The organism is Mycolicibacterium llatzerense, from assembly GCF_025331195.1.
GTDB lineage: Bacteria > Actinomycetota > Actinomycetes > Mycobacteriales > Mycobacteriaceae > Mycobacterium > Mycobacterium llatzerense.
Genome location: NZ_LXOV01000001.1, coordinates 2609561 through 2627322 on the forward strand (window position 1 = coordinate 2609561; position 17762 = coordinate 2627322).

19 protein-coding genes are annotated in these 17762 nt (G+C 66.8%); 11 read left to right on the forward strand and 8 right to left on the reverse strand.

Annotation, left to right across the window (positions count from 1 at the left end; translation table 11 throughout):
* Positions 1-144: 144 nt before the first annotated feature.
* From mmsB to A7G45_RS12890, 3 genes are all read right to left on the reverse strand, one after another.
* Positions 145-1017: a 3-hydroxyisobutyrate dehydrogenase gene (mmsB, locus tag A7G45_RS12880; protein WP_260937497.1), complete on the reverse strand. Its 873-nt coding sequence runs from the start codon at positions 1015-1017 to the stop codon at positions 145-147.
* Positions 1018-1094: 77 nt separating this feature from the next.
* The gene (locus A7G45_RS12885) at positions 1095-2255 is read right to left on the reverse strand and encodes an acyl-CoA dehydrogenase family protein (RefSeq protein ID WP_260938149.1); all 1161 of its coding nucleotides are present in this window, start codon (positions 2253-2255) and stop codon (positions 1095-1097) included.
* Positions 2256-2270: 15 nt separating this feature from the next.
* A complete protein-coding gene (locus A7G45_RS12890) occupies positions 2271-3791 on the reverse strand; it encodes a CoA-acylating methylmalonate-semialdehyde dehydrogenase (protein ID WP_260937499.1) in 1521 nt (506 codons plus the stop codon).
* Positions 3792-4060: 269 nt separating this feature from the next.
* Between A7G45_RS12890 and A7G45_RS12895 the strand changes: the two genes are divergently transcribed.
* Complete coding sequence (locus tag A7G45_RS12895; RefSeq protein ID WP_131630669.1) at positions 4061-4387, forward strand: hypothetical protein; 327 nt, start codon at positions 4061-4063, stop codon at positions 4385-4387.
* Between the two features lie 19 nt (positions 4388-4406).
* Positions 4407-5738 (forward strand): RNA polymerase sigma factor, encoded by a 1332-nt coding sequence (locus tag A7G45_RS12900; RefSeq protein WP_260937501.1) that lies wholly within the window; start codon positions 4407-4409, stop codon positions 5736-5738.
* 207 nt (positions 5739-5945) lie between these two features.
* On the opposite strand, the gene A7G45_RS12905 is transcribed toward A7G45_RS12900, so the two are convergent.
* Entirely contained in the window at positions 5946-6671 is a 726-nt protein-coding gene (locus A7G45_RS12905) for a hypothetical protein (RefSeq protein WP_260937503.1), read from the reverse strand.
* A 154-nt stretch (positions 6672-6825) separates the two neighbouring features.
* Between A7G45_RS12905 and A7G45_RS12910 the strand changes: the two genes are divergently transcribed.
* The 3 genes from A7G45_RS12910 to A7G45_RS12920 all read left to right on the forward strand — a co-directional run bounded on the left by A7G45_RS12910 (position 6826) and on the right by A7G45_RS12920 (position 9385).
* Entirely contained in the window at positions 6826-7080 is a 255-nt protein-coding gene (locus tag A7G45_RS12910) for a hypothetical protein (RefSeq protein WP_260937505.1), read from the forward strand.
* 179 nt (positions 7081-7259) lie between these two features.
* Positions 7260-8711: an RNA polymerase sigma factor gene (locus A7G45_RS12915; RefSeq protein ID WP_260937507.1), complete on the forward strand. Its 1452-nt coding sequence runs from the start codon at positions 7260-7262 to the stop codon at positions 8709-8711.
* Positions 8712-8830: 119 nt separating this feature from the next.
* Positions 8831-9385 (forward strand): hypothetical protein, encoded by a 555-nt coding sequence (locus A7G45_RS12920; RefSeq protein WP_071287436.1) that lies wholly within the window; start codon positions 8831-8833, stop codon positions 9383-9385.
* A 12-nt stretch (positions 9386-9397) separates the two neighbouring features.
* On the opposite strand, the gene A7G45_RS12925 is transcribed toward A7G45_RS12920, so the two are convergent.
* The 4 genes from A7G45_RS12925 to A7G45_RS12940 are packed head-to-tail and all read right to left on the reverse strand — an operon-like array spanning position 9398 to position 14335.
* Complete coding sequence (locus A7G45_RS12925; RefSeq protein WP_260937509.1) at positions 9398-10246, reverse strand: LLM class F420-dependent oxidoreductase; 849 nt, start codon at positions 10244-10246, stop codon at positions 9398-9400.
* A 15-nt stretch (positions 10247-10261) separates the two neighbouring features.
* Positions 10262-11092, reverse strand: a complete 831-nt coding sequence (locus tag A7G45_RS12930; RefSeq protein ID WP_260937510.1) for an LLM class F420-dependent oxidoreductase — start codon at positions 11090-11092, stop codon at positions 10262-10264.
* Positions 11093-11149: 57 nt separating this feature from the next.
* Positions 11150-12622, reverse strand: coding sequence for an ATP-binding protein (locus A7G45_RS12935; RefSeq protein WP_071287433.1), 1473 nt, complete (start codon positions 12620-12622; stop codon positions 11150-11152).
* Between the two features lie 12 nt (positions 12623-12634).
* Positions 12635-14335, reverse strand: a complete 1701-nt coding sequence (locus tag A7G45_RS12940; protein WP_260937512.1) for an NAD(P)/FAD-dependent oxidoreductase — start codon at positions 14333-14335, stop codon at positions 12635-12637.
* A 265-nt stretch (positions 14336-14600) separates the two neighbouring features.
* Here A7G45_RS12940 and infA point away from each other — a divergent pair, with 265 nt between their 5' ends.
* The 6 genes from infA to A7G45_RS12970 all read left to right on the forward strand — a co-directional run bounded on the left by infA (position 14601) and on the right by A7G45_RS12970 (position 17744).
* Positions 14601-14822: a translation initiation factor IF-1 gene (infA, locus tag A7G45_RS12945; RefSeq protein ID WP_003886926.1), complete on the forward strand. Its 222-nt coding sequence runs from the start codon at positions 14601-14603 to the stop codon at positions 14820-14822.
* 97 nt (positions 14823-14919) lie between these two features.
* Positions 14920-15033: a 50S ribosomal protein L36 gene (rpmJ, locus tag A7G45_RS12950; protein WP_003879483.1), complete on the forward strand. Its 114-nt coding sequence runs from the start codon at positions 14920-14922 to the stop codon at positions 15031-15033.
* Positions 15034-15191: 158 nt separating this feature from the next.
* Positions 15192-15566: a 30S ribosomal protein S13 gene (gene rpsM / locus A7G45_RS12955; protein WP_043401867.1), complete on the forward strand. Its 375-nt coding sequence runs from the start codon at positions 15192-15194 to the stop codon at positions 15564-15566.
* A gap of 4 nt (positions 15567-15570) precedes the next feature.
* The gene (gene rpsK, locus A7G45_RS12960) at positions 15571-15987 is read left to right on the forward strand and encodes a 30S ribosomal protein S11 (protein ID WP_020101461.1); all 417 of its coding nucleotides are present in this window, start codon (positions 15571-15573) and stop codon (positions 15985-15987) included.
* A 14-nt stretch (positions 15988-16001) separates the two neighbouring features.
* Positions 16002-16607, forward strand: coding sequence for a 30S ribosomal protein S4 (rpsD, locus tag A7G45_RS12965; RefSeq protein WP_043401870.1), 606 nt, complete (start codon positions 16002-16004; stop codon positions 16605-16607).
* A gap of 84 nt (positions 16608-16691) precedes the next feature.
* Positions 16692-17744 (forward strand): DNA-directed RNA polymerase subunit alpha, encoded by a 1053-nt coding sequence (locus A7G45_RS12970; RefSeq protein ID WP_020101463.1) that lies wholly within the window; start codon positions 16692-16694, stop codon positions 17742-17744.
* Positions 17745-17762 lie beyond the last annotated feature (18 nt).

The following is a 17762-nucleotide window of genomic DNA, read 5'->3' on the forward strand; positions in this document are numbered from 1 at the left end:
GGCCGTTGCCCCCTTGGCGGAAAATTTGAAAGTCATGCGGCGCGAATCCTCCCTGTGCGACCCACGCATCCTATGCCCTAATGCGCGCGGTGTCACAGTTAACTAACGAACACCACTGTGACGTGCGGTGATGGTGGGGCGGCGTCATTGACGGAGCAGGTTGATTACCGCGCTGAAGTCAAGATCGGCATGCTCGGCGGCAAACTTCGCGTAGATGTCAGCGGCATGGCTGCCGAGGGGTGCCGACGATCCCGTCGAGCGCACCGCAGCCATCGCCAGACCGAGGTCCTTGTTCATTAATGCGGTGGCGAAACCGGGCTGGAAATCGTTGTTCGCGGGGGAGGTGGGCACCGGCCCGGGCACCGGACAGTTCACCTGTACGGCCCAGCAGTTGCCGGTCGCCCCGGTGATCACGTCGAACAACGACTGCTTGTCCAGGCCGAGGTGCTCGGCGAGCACGAAGGCCTCACCGATCGCGATCTGCTGGACGGCGAGCACCATGTTGTTGCACACCTTGGCGGCCTGGCCCGCGCCGGACGCGCCACAGTGGATGATCTTGCCGGCCATGGGCTCGAGGACCGTGCGTCCGCGCTCGACGGCCTCGGGCTCGCCGCCGACCATGAACGCCAGCGTGCCGGCCGTCGCGCCCTTCACCCCGCCGGACACCGGGGCGTCCAGTTGGGCGAAGCCGTGCTCCAGGGCCAGCCGGTGCACCTCGCGGGCATCGTCGACCGAGATGGTGGAGGAGTCGATGAACAGCGTGCCGGGGGCGGCCGCCGGCATGACTTCGGCGTAGCAGCTCTTCACCAGGTCGCCGTTGGGCAGCATGGTGATGACGACGTCGGCGCCGGCCACCGCCTCGGGGCCGCTGTCGAAGGTGGCCGCGCCGTGGTCCCGTGCCGCCTGTGCCGCGGCCGGGACCGGGTCGAAGCCGCGCACGGTGTGCCCGGCCGCGATCAGGTTCGCCGCCATCGGGCCGCCCATGTGGCCCAGGCCCAGGAATGCAATTGTCGCCATCAGTTCGTCCTCACCTAGTTCTCCGCGATTTGTGCACGATTTCCCGCGCTCATCGCGGGTTTTCGTGCACAAATCGCTCAATTGCGTGCGGCGGTCGAGGCAGCCCGCCCGATGACCACACGCATGATCTCGTTCGTCCCCTCCAGGATGCGGTGCACCCGGAGATCGCGGACGATCTTCTCCAACCCGTACTCGCGCAGGTAGCCGTAGCCGCCGTGCAGTTGCAACGCCTGGTCGGCCACCGTGTAGCAGGCCTCGGTGACGTGCAGTTTGGCCATGGCGCACAGTTCCACCTTGCGCGGATTGTTGGTGTCGAGCGCAGTTGCCGCCCGCCACAACATGTTTCGCGAGGTTTCCAAGGTCGTCGCCATATCGGCGAGGGTGAACCGGATGGTCGGCTCGTCGATCAGCGCCGCACCGAACGCCTCGCGCGAGGCCAGGTAGCCCAGCGCCTTGTCGTAGGCCGCCTGCGCGCCGCCCAGCGAGCAGGCGGCGATGTTGATGCGACCGCCGTTGAGGCCGTTCATTGCGATGGAGAAGCCGGTGCCCTCGCCATCCGAACCGCCGAGCATCGCTTCGGCGGGCACCCGCACACCTTCCAGGATGACCTGGGCGGTGGGCTGGGCATGCCAGCCCATCTTCTCCTCGTTGGCGCCGAAACTCAGTCCGGGCGTGTCCTTTTCGACGATGAACGCGGAGATGCCGCGCGGTCCGTCCGAACCCGTCCGGGCCATCACCACGTAGACGTCGGAGACGCCCGCGCCGGAGATGAACTGCTTGACCCCGTCCAGCACGTAGTAGTCGCCGTCGCGAACGGCCTTGGTGCGCAAGGCCGCCGCGTCGCTGCCGGCGCCCGGCTCGGTCAGACAGTAGCTGGCGATGGCCTCCATCGAGGCCAGCTTCGGCAGCCAGGTCTTGCGCTGTTCCGGCGTGCCGTAGCTGTCCACCATCCAGGCGCACATGTTGTGGATCGACAGGAACGCCGCGATGGTCGGGTCGGCGGTGGCGAGCTGCTCGAAGATCCGCACCCCGTCCAACCGTCGCAGCCCGCTGCCGCCCACGTCGTCACTGCAGTAGATGGCCGCCATGCCGAGCTCGGCCGCTTCCCGCAGCACATCGGTGGGGAAGTGATCGTCGGCATCCCACGCCAAAGCGTTTGGTGCCAGCCGTTTTTCGGCGAACGCGGCCGCCGTCTCGGCGATTACGCGTTCGTCGTCGTCCAGTCCGAAAAGATCGATGCTCAACGCCGGGCCTTACTTGAAGGTCGGGATCGAGAACTCGGCCCCGTCCTTGATGCCCGACGGCCAGCGCTCGGTGACGGTCTTGACCTTGGTGTAGAACTGGATCGACGCCGTCCCGTACTGGTTGAGGTCACCGAAGCCGGAGCGCTTCCAGCCGCCAAAGCTGTGGTAGGACACCGGAACCGGGATCGGCACGTTGACGCCGACCATGCCGACCTGCACGCGCGAGACGAAGTCGCGGGCGGTGTCGCCATCGCGGGTGAACACCGCGACGCCGTTGCCGTACTCGTGCTCCGACGGCAGGCGCAGCGCCTCCTCGTAGTCGTGGGCGCGCACGATGACCAGGACCGGGCCGAAGATTTCATCGGTGTAGATCGACATGTCGGGGGTGACGTGGTCGAACAGGGTGGGGCCCATGAAGAAGCCGCCGGACAGGTCGGCATCGTCGAACGTCAGGTCGTCGCTGGCGCGTTCGCGGCCGTCGACCACCAACTCGGCGCCGGCGTCCACGCCCTGGCCGATGTAGTTGCGCACCCGCTCCAGCGCCGCGCCGGTGACCAGTGGGCCGTAGTCGGCCTTCGGGTCCAGGCTGTGGCCGACGCGCAGCTGGTTGACACGCTCAACGAGCTTGTTGCGCAACCGGTTTGCGGTCTCCTCGCCAACGGGCACCGCGACGCTGATGGCCATGCACCGCTCACCGGCGCTGCCGTAACCCGCGCCGATCAACGCGTCGACGGCCTGGTCCAGGTCGGCGTCGGGCATCACGATCATGTGGTTCTTGGCGCCACCGAAGCACTGTGCGCGCTTACCGTTGGCGGCGGCATTCGAGTAGATGTACTGCGCGATGTCGGTGCTGCCGACGAAGCCGACGGCCTTGACGTCCGGGTGCTGCAGGATGGCGTCGACGGCCTCCTTGTCGCCGTTGACGACCTGCAGGACGCCGGCGGGCAGGCCCGCCTCGATGAACAGCTCGGCCAGGCGCAGCGGCACCGAGGGGTCGCGCTCGGACGGCTTGATGATGATGGCGTTGCCGCAGGCCAGCGCCGGGCCGGCCTTCCAGAGCGGGATCATGGCCGGGAAGTTGAACGGGGTGATGCCGGCGACGACGCCGAGGGGCTGGCGCATCGAGTACACGTCGATGCCGGAACCGGCGCCCTCGGTGAACTCGCCCTTCATCAGGTGCGGGATGCCGACGGCGAACTCGATCACCTCGACGCCGCGCTGGATGTCGCCGAGCGAATCCTCGAAGGTCTTGCCGTGCTCCAGGGACAGCAGGCGGGCCAGCTCATCCCTGTTCTGGTTGACCAGGTCGATGAACTTCATCAGCACCCGCGAGCGGCGCTGCGGGTTCCAGGAAGCCCATTCCCGTTGCGCGACAACGGCACCCGCCACCGCGGTGTCGACGTCGGCTACCGATGCCAGCAGCACCTGGGCCTGGGTCTGGCCGGTGCTGGGGTTGAGCACGTCGGCGGTGCGGGTGGATTCGCCCGTGGTGCGCTGGCCGTTGATGAAGTGCGGAATCTGGGTGGTCATGACATCCGTCCAAAGAGAGTTCGGGTTCCTCGACTCGCGCGCCGAGATACTTGCATATCCTAGTAATTTGTAGTGGGTGTTGGCAAGGGGTTGGCGGAATGGCCTCGATCGCGGCAGCCCGCTGTGGTTGCTCAGGGGGACATCCGAATTACCCGACTTCTTTGCGGTTGCCTGACCAATTGCCGAAAAACTTGTCAGGATTGATGCGGCGAGATGCTCCTACATACAGGCGCGGCCAACCGGGCCGAGCGTAGGAAAGGCGGAGCACAATGGCTGCGAAGTTGAATCGATTGGTTGCTGGAATTGCCGCGGCAGTAGCAATTCCGGCAGCTCTGGCGGGTGCCGGTACCGCGCACGCGAACCCGTTGGGCGTGAATCCGGTGCCGCACTACGGCGGCATCTGGATCGGTTGGAGCGGCGGCAGCGGGGGTACCTGGTGCACCTACACCTCGGACTGGTTCACCACCAGGGCCTACCAGAATTCAGCCGGCGAGGCAGGCTTCTTCGTTCCGGGTGTTCCGCTCAACAGGTTCTGGGACATCAACGTCAACTGCGACAACGGCGACACCGGTATTTACCCGGGCTACTACTACTGAGCATGGGAGAACCGCGCCAATGAGCGCGCTTGTCGACTGGGACGAAGCGCCCGACGAGGACCTTGCCCGCGCGGCCGCCTCGGGCGACCGTGCGGCGTTCGCCGCGATCTACGACCGCTACGCGGACCGGCTCAACGACTTTGTCGTGCGCATGGTGCGCGACAGTGATGCCGCCGCCGACTGTGTGCATGAGGCGTTCTGCACCGCGGCGACCGGGCTGTCGAAGCTCCGTCAGCCCGAGAAGCTGCGGCCGTGGTTGTATGCGGTGTCGCGGTCGCAGGCATTGCGGCACATTCAGCGCCGCAAGTTCGAGCAACCGGCCGACGACGAGTACCTGGATGGTGCCTCGGGCGAGGCCGGTCCAGATGCCCTCGCTGAGCAGGACGACCTGGCCCAATTGATCCGGGAGGCCTGTGGTGGCCTGTCGGAGCGGGACCGTGAGGTCATCGAATTGAGTTATCGGCACGGCCTCGACGGACCGGAACTCGGCAAGGCACTCGGCGTCAGCGCGGCCACCGCCAACACCCTGACGCATCGGGCACGGGAAATGGTCGGCCGCTCGCTCGGTGCGCTGCTGGTGGCGCGGCAGACGCGGCAGGATCCGGCGCGATGCCCGGATCTTGCTGCAGTGCTCGATGGTTGGGACGGAACGATGACGGTCTTGATGCGCAAGCGCATCGCCCGGCACATCGAATCGTGTCCCGAGTGTGAATCCGAACGGTGCCGCCGGGTGAGCCCAGCGGCGCTACTTGGTGCGGTGCCCTTCATTCCGGCCCCGAAGGAACTTCGGGATGCCACGCTTGCGGACATTCAGTTGGTCTGCCTGACAACGGATTTGGTCGACGGCGCCGATGCGGCCCCGGCGGGCGCCGACACTGCGCCGGCGGAGGAGCGGCGCCGCCGTCCGGTGCTGCCGATCGGCCTGGCCGTTGGTGCGCTGGTGCTGCTGGTGGGCGCTCTAATCTGGACGTTCGCCGGGCCCGGTCGCCAGGACCGTGAACCGGCCGATAGTGGCATCACGGTTCCCCTGGAAACGCCTGCCACGACGCCGCTTTCAGCTCCGCCGAGCACGCCGCGGAGCGCGTCGTCGCCGTCCAGCGCACCTGGGCCGCTGGTACCCGGGGTATCGACCAAATCCGCCGCACCGCCGCCGGTGGCCACGAGTCTGCAACCGCAGCCACAACAGAATTGGCCGGCTGCCGAACCGCCACAGTCGCCGCCACCGCCATCGCCGGAGCGCACGGTCAGCAGACCCGGCCCGGTGACGCGTCCCCCGATGTCGGTTGCGCCGCCCTCGTTCGAAGCGCCGCCGCCGCCCACCGGTGACCCGGGTAATTCAGGCCGGAGGTGAAGCGGGCCTCGGCCCGCCTCGGCCACGACTCGGTTGGCGACTTCAGCGCACGGACCCGTTGACCTTGACGTGACGGCGCACTTCACTCGCACAACTACGCCCAGGATGCAGGATCAACGTTGTGCTGCAACGCCGTAACGCAGAGAGCGGCACCGCCACAGTGGCGGTGCCGCTCTCCTCGGTTTGTTCAGCTTGGACTGAAGGATGTCAGCCGGCATCCAGGGACAGGTTCGGATTGACCGGCGGGGTTTTCTCGGGGCTCGGAATCGCGAGCGGGCCCTTCACCACCGGCCCATCGGGTTTGGGCGCCGGCGCCGGCGGCTTCGGCGGCGCCGCCGGCGGAACCGGCAGATTGATGATGATCGGCGGGAAACTCGGCAACGGCTGTGCGGGCGGGGCCGGTACCTTCTCTGGTGCGGGAGCAGGTGGTGCCATCTCGGGGGCGGGAGCGGCCGGGGGCGCCGCGGTGACGAGCGGCGCTGCCGGCCGCTGCGGCGCGGCCACGGGGACGTAGTCGGGAACGTTCGGGGCGACCGGTTCCACCGTGATCTGTGCGGTGGAGGGTGCCGGAAGTCCTGAGGGGGGCTCCACTCGAACGACCGGAGCGGCCGCGGGCATGGCAGTCGAGCCGCCGGCGGCGGTCACCGAGGTGCTGGTGTCGACCGAGTTGATTGCGGCGAGTGCCACGGCGGCCGATGCCACGATCACACTGGCCGCGCCACCCAAGGCGAGTGCCACGCGGCGTCGGGCCCAGCGGCCGTCGTCGATGGTGTCGGCCGCGATGGCGTCGTCCTCGACCACATCGGGCATGGCGGGGTCGTCGCTGTACGCGAGCCTGGAGAAGGTCACCGAACGCGGGCCGGCGTCGACGACGTCGGCGGCGATGGTGTTGTCGGTGTCGGGGTTCCACGGGGTATTCGAATAGTCGCTCATGCAGGTATGAGCAGTACCGGCAGCCGAGTCTGACAAGTTTTCCGCGGCGATTTGGATCTGCGCCTAAAAAAGTGTCCCCGGTGTCCGGGGGTCGCGCTCCTACCTATGACAGAGCCCGCACAGGGCGCCTGCACCACCAAACAAGGAGCACGAAATGAGCAACAACCACACCCCGGCCAAGCGGCCGTCGTTCGCGAAGCGGGCCGCCACTGCGGCGCTGCTGTCCGGCAGCATGGCCCTGGCCGGTTTGGGTCTGACGGCGGGTACGGCGCAGGCGCAGCCATCCATCCCGGTGCCGCAGCATTGGGGCTACGAGTACTGCTCGTGGGCGTGGTGGGACTGGGAGCACTGCCACTACTACTGGGACTGGCACAACTGGGACTGGAAGCACCACGACAAGAAGCACTGACTGGCCGTGGCTCGCGGATTCGAGGCGCAGCCGGGCGCGGTATTGAACCGGGTCCGCGCTGCCCTCGTTCCCAACGTATGAACCCGACGCCGATGCATATTGATTCGGCAAATCAGTTCGCCTTCGCCGGATTAGCATCAGTGCATACCGGCGTTCGATCGCCAATGGGAGTCCGTCTCATGACCGCAGTGCCAGATTGGGACATCGTCAGCGACGCCGACTTGGTCGGCGCCGCGCTCTCCGGGGACCGCATGGCGTTTGCCGGCATCTATGACCGTTACGCCGATCGGCTGCACGACTTCTGCGTCGGCATGGTCCGCGACCGTGATGCCGCCGCCGACTGCGTTCAGGACGTGTTCTGTACCGCGGCAACGGCTTTGGACAAGCTGCGGGAACCCGACAAACTGCGCCCCTGGCTGTACGCGATCGCCCGGAACGAGGCGCTGCGCCGGATTCGGCAGCGGCGTCGCGAAGAACCGTCCGAAGACCTGCCCGACGAGGCGTCCGACGATGCCGGGCCGGACACGATGGCGGCCCGAAACGAACTGGCCAACCTGGTCGCCGAGGCGGCCGGTGGGCTGTCCGACCGGGACCGCGCGGTGCTGGAGCTGGGTTACCGTCACGGACTGGACGGGCCCGAGCTCGCCGAGGCGCTGGGCGTCAGCACCGCCAGCGCCAAGAAGATCATGCAGCGGCTGCGCGACACCATGGAACGCTCGCTGGGCGCACTGCTGGTTGCGCGCCGCGGCCAACAAGGAAACAACTGCGCTGAGTTGGGCGCGATCCTCGCGGGGTGGGACGGGACCTTCACCATCCTGATGCGCAAGCGGATCGCCCGTCACATCGAAAGCTGCCCGACCTGCGATCAGGACCGTCGCCGGATGGTCAACCCGGTCGCGCTGCTCGGTGGCACGCCGCTGTTCATCCCCGCGCCGACGTGGCTGCGCGACCGCACGCTGAATCACATTCAGTTGACCGCAGCCAACACGGATCTGAGTGGCGCACCCACCCAGGCGCAGGGTTCGTTGCCGGATGCACCGACAGAGCAATTCGCCGCTGCCGACGGGGCCGACGGGGAACCCGCAACCGCCCAACCGCCGAGCCGCGTGATGCTGACGATGTCGCTGTTGATCGGCATTCCGCTGATCGTGCTGGCGTTGACGATCGCCTGGCGGTATGAAACCAGCGCACCCGTCACCCCGAAAGGGGTCACCACCTCGGTGACCGCGTCGCCCAGCTCCACGCCTGAAAATCCGGTGACCACGACCGTCGCCCCCGCGCCGCCATCGACGCCGACCGCCGTCGTGACCGCCCCGGCCGAGCCGACAGCGGTCCGTCCGCCCCGGGTGGTGCCGCCGCCGCAGCAGACACCGGTCCCGCTACCGCCGGCCGCGCCAGTCGTGACACCTCCGCCGTCGACGCGGCCGGTGCCGCCCACGCGACGTCCGCGGCCGCCCGTCGTCAGCGAGGAACCGTCGCCGCCGAGCCAACAGCCGCCCGTGGTCACCGAGCCGTCGCCGTCGCCCACCCCGCCGCCGACGACGCATCGGCCACCGCGGCCGCTGCCCCCGATCGACGTGGGCCCGGTCGAGCCGGTGACGACGACGCCGCCGCCTCCAGTGATCTATTGACCCGGCTGATCCCGAACCGCCGAAAAAATTCTCCAAAAGTTGTCCCGATGTGGGTGCCGCGCGGCTCCTACCAGTAAGCGCAGCCCAATCGGGCCGGCAAAACGACACAGGAGCACGCCATGTCCACCGCCATGACCGCCACATTCCCGAACCTGGAGTTCTCGTCGGACACAACCAGCGGCACCCTGCACGGGGCGCCGACGATGCCGTTCGGTGCGCTCGCCTGGTCACTGGCCGAACCGGAAGAACCCGTGGTCCAGCGCCCGCTCCCGGCCGCCCCCGTCGCACCGACGCGAACGTCGCGGACCAGGCGGGTGGCGCTCGTTGCGATGTTGTTCGGCGGGGTCACCGTCGTTGCCGCGCTCGGTGCGATTGCGCTCGGCGCCGACGAATCACCGTCGACGCCGTTGGCCGTCGTCGACCACACCCGATCGGCCCCGTACGTGGCGCCGGCTCCGGCCCCGATGCCGACCGTCAATCACGTGGCTGCCCCGGCGCCGGTCGTCAATGTCGTCACCGCTCCGGTCGTCGCACCGCCGAAAGCGGTCGCTCCCGCGCAGCCGATCGCCGCGCCGCCCGTCGTCGAGACCCCGACGCAGCAGCGGCCGCACTGGACCTGGCTGCGCCGCATCCTCCAGCAGCACCACGAGGACCACCAAGACCAAAAGCCCTGAGCGCCTGCGTTTTTACCCCCGCAAGCCCAGCGGACCTGCCAGCGCCGTCAACGTCGGCAGCAGCTTGTCCCAACCACCCAGCACCTGGATGGTCACGTGGTCGGCGCCGGCGTCGAGATGCTCGGTGAGACGGGCGGCGATGGCGTCGGGAGTGCCGTGCGCGACCACCGCGTCGATCAACGCATCGCTACCCGGCTTGGCGATGTCGTCCTCGGAAAAGCCGAGCCGGCGCCAATTGTTCAGGTAATTGCTGAGATTCAGGTAGAAGTCGACGGTCTGGCGGCCGATGGCCCGGGCCTCTTCGGCGGCCGCGGCAGAACCGTCGGTCAGCACCACCTTGTGCTCGGGTGCGAGGAATGCGTCCGGTCCGAGGAGCGTGCGCGCCTCGGCGGTGTGCTCGGGGGTGGTCAGGTACGGGTGTGCGCCGGCGCTGCGATCGGCCGCCAGCCGCAACACCTTCGGGCCGAGGGCCGCCACCACCCGGCGCGCCACCGGAACGCCCGCGGCATCCAGTTCGTCGAGGTATTCGACGAGGACGTCGTACGGCTTGCGGTACTCCTTGGTGTGTTCGGGATGGCCGATCCCGACACCCAAAACGAACCGCCCTGGATACGCGGCTTCGATGCGGTGATACGACTCGGCGACCTGCGCCGCGGGCGCGGTCCACACGTTGACGATGCCGGTGGCCACCTGCAGCTTCTCCGTCGCGGCCAGCAGCGGCTCGACGAACGCCAGGTCGCCGGCGGGGGAGCCGCCCGGCCACACCGCGCCGTACCCCAGTTTCTCGATCTCAGCGGCCTGCTCGGGGCTCGGGGCCCCGAACGTCCACACCCCGAAACGGCCCAGGTTCAGCTGGCTCATGCGTGATCCCTCCAGTTACCGCAGGCCCAGCGGGCCGGCGAGTTCGGTCAGTGCGGGTACCAACTTGTCCGGCGACGTCAGCACCTGGACCGGCACGTGGTCGGCGCCGGCGTCCAGGTGTTGCTTGAGTCGGGCGGCGATCGCGTCGACCGTGCCGTAGGCGACCACGGCGTCGACGAGCCGGTCACTTCCGGGCTTGGCGACGTCAGAGTCAGTGAACCCCAACCGCTTCCAGCTGTTGAGGTAATTGTTCAGATTGAGGTAAATCTCCAGGGCCTTGCGCCCGACCGCGCGCGCCTTGTCCGCATCCGTCGTCAGGATCGCCTTGTGCTCGGGCGCCAGGAATGCGTCCGGCCCGATCAGTTCACGCGCCTGCGCGGTGTGCTCCGGAGTGGTCAGATACGGGTGCGCACCCGCGCTGCGGCGCGCCGAAAGCTTGAGTACCTGCGGGCCGAGCGCGGCCACCACCCGGTGTTCTTTCGGCACCCCGTACTCGTCGAGCTTGTCGAGGTATTCGGTGAGCGCGTCGATGGGCTTGCGGTACTCGGTGTGGGCCTCGGGATGGCCGACGCCGATGCCGAGCAGGAACCGGCCGGGATAGGCGGTGTTGATGCGGTGGAACGACTCGGCCACCGGCCCGGCTGCCGCCGTCCAGATGTTGACGATGCCCGTTGCGACCTTCAGCCGCTCGGTCGCGCCGAGCAGTGGCTCGACCCAGTCCAGTGCCGCGGGCGGTGAACCACCGACCCAGATGGCGCCGTAGCCCAGCGCTTCGATTTCTGCCGCCTGTTGCGGCGTCGCGCCGCGTCCGAATACGCCGTAGCGCCCGAGGTCTGGTTTGGTCACCTCTGCGGCAACTCCCGGGCGCGGGCGGCTATTCCGTTCGGCGCTCGGTGAGCCGAACTATCCCAATGTCGCAGCCGGAAACTCTTCTGGCGCCGGTGCGTGCAGGGGCAACGTGACGATGAACGTGGTGTCACCCGGTTTGGACTCGACGTAGATGTTCCCGTGGTGTTTTTCGCAGATGATGCGCCACGCCAGGTCCAGCCCGAGCCCCGTGCCTTCGCCGAACGGTTTGGTCGTGAAGAACGGGGTGAAGATGCGCTCGATGACGTCGGCGGGAATGCCCGGCCCGTTGTCGTTGATCTCGATCCGGACGGTGTCGCCGACGCGCCTGGTGCGGATCGTCAGCACTCCGCAGCCCTTCATGGCCTGCAGTGCATTGTCGATGATGTTGGTCCAGACCTGATTGAGATCGGCTGGGTAGCACTGCAATTCGGGCAGGGCCGGGTCGTATTCCTTGACCACCTTGACGCAGGTGGTGCCGTCCTTGCCGATGCGGTCGCCGAACATCATGAGCGTGCTGCGCAGCAGCTCGTGCACGTTGGCGTTCTGGTACGGGGCCCGGTCCATCTGGGAGTACTGCTTGGCGCCGGCGAGCAGGGTCGAAATCCGTTTGCTCGCTTCGGAAATCTCACACATCAGCAGCTCGGTGTCGATGGTGTACTTCAGCCAGCCCAGTGCGCCCTGCAGCGTCGCCGACGAGTCGGCGCATCCGATGGATGACGAAATGCCTTCCAGCCAAGCGACATCCAGACCGGCGTCGACAAAGGTGGGTGCGTAGTCCCAGGCGGATGCGATGTCGTGATCCTCCAGCCATTCGCCGATCGCGTCTTCGCGGTCGGAAGCCTCGATGGCGGACAGCTCCTGGTTTCTGGCCTTGAGCACCTGATCGGCGATGCCTTCCTGGATGCCGACCAGGACCCGCAGCGACTGCGGGCTGACCTGTCCGTCGGCCAGCATGGCCAGCTTGTGCCGCATCTTGCCGATCCGGTCGTGCAGGTCGGCGACGGCGCGGGCGGTCGCGGCCGCCGGATTGTTCAGCTGATGGGTGAGCCCGGCCGAGAGCTGGCCCAGGGCGAGGAGCTTTTCGCGTTGGCCGACGATCTGCCGGCCGCGCCGGCCGCCGACCTTGTGGCCCTCCAGCAGGTGCACCGCCATGGGGAATTCCGCCCGCATGAAGTCGGCGTAGGCGTTGGCGTCCAGGACGAAGAACCGCGACGGCTTGGTCACCCGCACCGACGCCTCATAGACCGGTTGTTCGTCCGGAATGTAGGCGGACCACGCGCCGCAGTAGACGCCACGCATGGACGTTCGGTTGGTCTCGATGTCGATGCCGCCGGACTTCATCGACATCACCAGCTCGCCGTCGAGCATCACATAGAAGCAGGTGGCCGGTTCACCCTCGGTGCACACCGGGCCGGGCTCGAACGTCGCGATGTGACCGTTGGCGCACAGCGTGTCCAACTGCTCGTCGGTCAACGCCTCGAACAGGAACAGCGTCTTCAGTTCACTACGCGCGCACGTTTCGCCCATACCGGTCTCCTCCTACGTTTCGGCCAGATACCGGTGCACCAGCATCACTGCCATCGAGCCTTCGCCAACCGCGGCTGCGACCCGTTTGGCCGATTCAGCGCGGACATCTCCTGCAACAAACACACCGGGCACACTTGTTTCCAAGTGGTGCGGCGGCCGGTCCAGGTTCCAGCCGCACACGTCCTTGAGGTCCGGTCCGGTGAGGATGAAGCCGTGGTCGTCGCGGGCGATGCCGGCGTTCTCCAGCCACTGGGTCCGTGGGGTGGCGCCGATGAAACAACACAGCCGCGAGGAGTCGACCTTCTCCCGCTCGCCGGTCTTGTTGTCCACGAGCCACAGCCCGGTCAGATGCCCGTCCTCGCCGCAGGTGTCGACCACCTCGGTGCAGGTGCGGACACTGATGTTCGGTGTGTTCTCGATCTGCTGGATCAGGTAGTACGACATCGACGCCTCCAGCGACGGTCCGCGTACCAGCAGCGTCACCGACTTGGCCTGCTGCGACATGAACATCGCGGCCTGCCCGGCCGAGTTCGCGCCGCCGACGATGTAGACGTCCTCACCGGCGCACTCGGAGGCCTGCGACACCGAGGCGCCGTAGAAGACGCCGTTGCCGACATAGCTGTTGCCGACGTCCTCCGGGTTGTCCCAGCACCCGCTCACCTGCAGATGCCGGTAGTCGACGCCGGTGGCCAGGATGACGGACCGGGCGGTGATGCTCTGGCCGTCGTCGAAGGTCAGCGTCTTGCTGGCCAGCGCCGAGACGTCCAGCCCGACGACCTCGCGGGTGGTGATGACCTCGGCGGCGAAGCGCTCGGCCTGCCGGCGGGCCGACGTCGTCAGCTCGGCGCCCGAGATCCCGGTCTCGAAGCCCAGGTAGTTCTCGATCCGCGAGCTGCGGCCCGCCTGGCCGCCGGTGGTGGTGCGCTCGATCAGGACCGTGCGCAGACCCTCGGACGCGCCGTACACCGCGGCCGCAAGGCCGGCGGGGCCACCGCCGATGACGGCCAGGTCGTACATGTCCAGCGACGGTGTGGTGGCCAGGCCGAGCATCTCGGCCAGCTGCACGTCCGTCGGCTGGACCAGCGTCTCGCCCTGCTCGGAGATCACCACGGGCAGCTCGAGGCCGTCCAGCCCCGCCGCGGTCAGCAGCTGCTTGCCCTTGGCCTCGTCCGACGAATACGCGCGGTAGTAGTGCTGGTTGCGGGCCAGGAACTGGCGGACCTCCCACGAGCGGGGATTCCACCGGTGGCCGATCACCTTCGTGTGCGGGACCGCACGGTCGCCGACCTCATGCCAGGCCTCCAGCAGGCCGTCGATGATCGGGTACAGCTTCTCCTCGGGCGGGTCCCACGGCTTGAGCAGGTAGTGGTCCAGGTCGACCAGATTGATGGCGTTGATCGCGGCGTGGGTGTCCGCGTACGCGGTCAACAGCACGCGCCGGGCCAGTGGGAACACGTCCATGGCCAGTTCCAGGAAGTCGATGCCGCTCATCTCCGGCATCTGGTAGTCGGCGATGAACATCGCCACGGTGTCGCCCCGTAGCTGTAGCTCGTTGATCGCGACCAGCGCGTCCTGTCCTGATTCGGCGCGCACGATCCGATAGCGTGCGCCGTAGTGTTTACGCAGGTCGCGGGCTACCGCCCGGGACACTGCCGGATCATCGTCAACGGTGAGAATCACCGGATTGCGAGCCGGGGAAGCGGGTCCAGTCATCGCTGTTCATTATGCGCCCTGACTTGCGAAGACGATGGGTGCACCTGGGGTTGGCCGAGGGGCTTCGCTGATTTTGGTACCTGGGGTCAGAGCGGGTATCGTGGACCAACGGTGCAGCTTCTGCGCCGGCTCTTTGCGTGCTCTGTTCTGAAGTTCCCCGGAATTTCCTGGCATTAAGTCCACGTTCTTGTAGCCGGGGTGGGGTCTGCGCCAAGCACGGGCGTATGAGATACGAAACCGAAGAACCAGAGGATTACCAAAGAGTATGGCCAAGAAAGATGGCGCCATCGAGGTCGAGGGTCGCGTGATCGAGCCCCTGCCCAATGCGATGTTCCGCATTGAGCTGGAGAACGGTCACAAGGTGCTCGCCCATATCAGCGGCAAGATGCGGCAGCACTACATCCGCATCCTGCCGGAGGACCGTGTCGTGGTGGAGCTGTCTCCGTACGACCTGTCCCGTGGCCGCATCGTTTACCGCTACAAGTAGCGACGAGCGTCAGCGAGTCACTACCGGCGGGTACAGCAACGCGCCCCGCATCTCCAAAGCACTACCAATTCAGAACAGAGAAAAGGATCGCTAAGTCGTGAAGGTGAACCCGAGCGTCAAGCCGATCTGCGACAAGTGCAGGGTGATCCGCCGGCACGGGCGGGTCATGGTCATCTGCTCCGACCCGCGCCACAAGCAGCGGCAGGGCTAGTCCCCGAAGCAGTAGGCACCACCCAAAACTGAATGCAGACCTCCCAGTACCACTGAGCGAATAGGTCGCTCAACCACGTCCGGCACGGAGGCCGGACCCCGAACAAGACGGGGAACGGACTGGGATCAGACCTCCGCAACGAAAAGGAACACTGCCTGATGGCACGTCTCATGGGCGTTGATCTCCCGCGCGACAAGCGCATGGAGATCGCGCTGACCTACATCTACGGCATCGGCCGTACCCGCAGCCAGGAAATCCTGGCCGCCACCAGCATCGACCGGGACCTGCGCACCAAGGACCTCACCGACGACCAGGTGACCCAGCTGCGCGACTACATCGAAGGCAACCTCAAGGTCGAGGGTGACCTGCGCCGCGAGGTGCAGGCCGACATCCGTCGCAAGATCGAGATCGGTTGCTACCAGGGCCTGCGCCACCGTCGTGGCCTGCCCGTGCGTGGCCAGCGCACCAAGACCAACGCGCGTACCCGCAAGGGCCCGAAGCGCACCATCGCCGGCAAGAAGAAGGCCAGGTAAGTAAATGGCACCCACCAAGAAAGCCGGCGCTGCTTCGAAGCGCGGCAAGCCCACTCGTCGCCGGGAAAAGAAGAACGTCCCGCACGGCGCCGCTCACATCAAGAGCACGTTCAACAACACCATCGTCTCGATCACCGATCCCCAGGGCAACGTCATTGCCTGGGCCTCGTCGGGTCACGTCGGCTTCAAGGGTTCTCGCAAGAGCACCCCGTTCGCCGCGCAGCTCGCCGCCGAGAACGCTGCCCGCAAGGCGCAGGAGCACGGTGTCAAGAAGGTCGACGTCTTCGTGAAGGGTCCGGGTTCGGGCCGCGAGACCGCGATCCGTTCGCTGCAGGCTGCCGGCCTCGAGGTTGGCGCGATTTCTGACGTCACGCCGCAGCCGCACAACGGCTGCCGTCCGCCCAAGCGGCGCCGGGTCTAGGGAGGATCTGAAAAATGGCTCGTTATACCGGACCCGCCACCCGCAAGTCGCGCCGTCTCGGCGTCGACCTCGTCGGTGACGATCAGTCGTTCGAAAAGCGCCCCTACCCGCCCGGCCAGCACGGCCGCGCGCGGATCAAGGAGAGCGAATACCGCACCCAGCTGCAGGAGAAGCAGAAGGCTCGCTTCACCTACGGCGTCATGGAGAAGCAGTTCCGCAAGTACTACGAGGAAGCCAACCGCAAGGCTGGCAAGACTGGTGAGAACCTGCTGCAGATCCTCGAAAGCCGTCTGGACAACGTCGTGTACCGCGCCGGTCTGGCCCGTACCCGCCGTATGGCCCGCCAGCTGGTCAGCCACGGTCACTTCACCGTCAACGGTGTGAAGGTGAACATCCCGAGCTACCGGGTGTCGCAGTACGACATCATCGACATCAAGTCGAAGTCGCTGAACACCCTGCCGTTCCAGATCGCTCGCGAGGTCGCCGGCGATCGTCCGGTGCCGTCGTGGCTGCAGGTTGTCGGCGAGCGTCAGCGCATCCTCGTGCACCAGCTGCCCGAGCGCGCCCAGATCGTCGTGCCGCTTACCGAGCAGCTGATCGTCGAGTTCTACTCGAAGTAATTCGAGGTCATGGTGCCCGGCCAATTCCGGTCGGGCACCAACCAAACCGGCATCAAATAGCGGGTGCCGAGAAGGAGATAGAAAATGCTGATTTCTCAGCGTCCCACCCTGTCCGAGGATGTGCTGGCCGAAAACCGGTCGCGGTTCACCATCGAACCGCTGGAGCCTGGCTTCGGTTACACCCTGGGCAACTCGCTGCGGCGCACGCTGCTGTCGTCCATCCCGGGCGCAGCGGTCACCAGCATCCGCATCGATGGTGTGCTGCACGAGTTCACCACCGTCCCCGGGGTCAAGGAAGACGTCACCGACATCATCCTGAACCTCAAGGGCCTGGTCGTTTCCTCGGAAGAGGACGAGCCGGTCACCATGTACCTGCGCAAGCAGGGCCCGGGCGCCGTCACCGCCGGTGACATCGTGCCCCCGGCCGGTGTGACGGTGCACAACCCGGACATGCACATCGCCACCCTCAACGACAAGGGCAAGCTGGAGGTCGAGCTCGTCGTCGAGCGCGGTCGCGGTTACGTCCCGGCCGTGCAGAACAAGGCTTCGGGTGCCGAGATCGGCCGTATCCCGGTCGACTCGATCTACTCGCCGGTGCTGAAGGTCACCTACAAGGTGGAGGCCACCCGCGTCGAGCAGCGCACCGACTTCGACAAGCTGATCCTCGATGTCGAGACCAAGAACTCGATCGCCCCGCGTGACGCCCTGGCTTCGGCCGGCAAGACGCTGGTCGAGCTGTTCGGTCTGGCCCGCGAGCTCAACGTCGAGGCCGAGGGCATCGAGATCGGCCCGTCGCCGGCCGAGGCAGACCACATCGCCTCGTTCGCGCTGCCGATCGACGACCTGGAGCTGACCGTGCGGTCGTACAACTGCCTCAAGCGTGAGGGTGTGCACACCGTCGGCGAGCTGGTCTCGCGTACCGAGTCGGATCTGCTGGACATCCGTAACTTCGGCCAGAAGTCCATCGACGAGGTCAAGATCAAGCTGCACCAGCTGGGTCTGTCGCTCAAGGACAGCCCGGCCACGTTCGACCCGTCGCAGGTCGCCGGCTACGACGTGGCCACCGGCACCTGGAACAGCGATGCCAGCTACGACCTGGACGCCGACCAGGACTACGCCGAAACCGAACAGCTGTAATTAGAAGTTCCGTCCCGG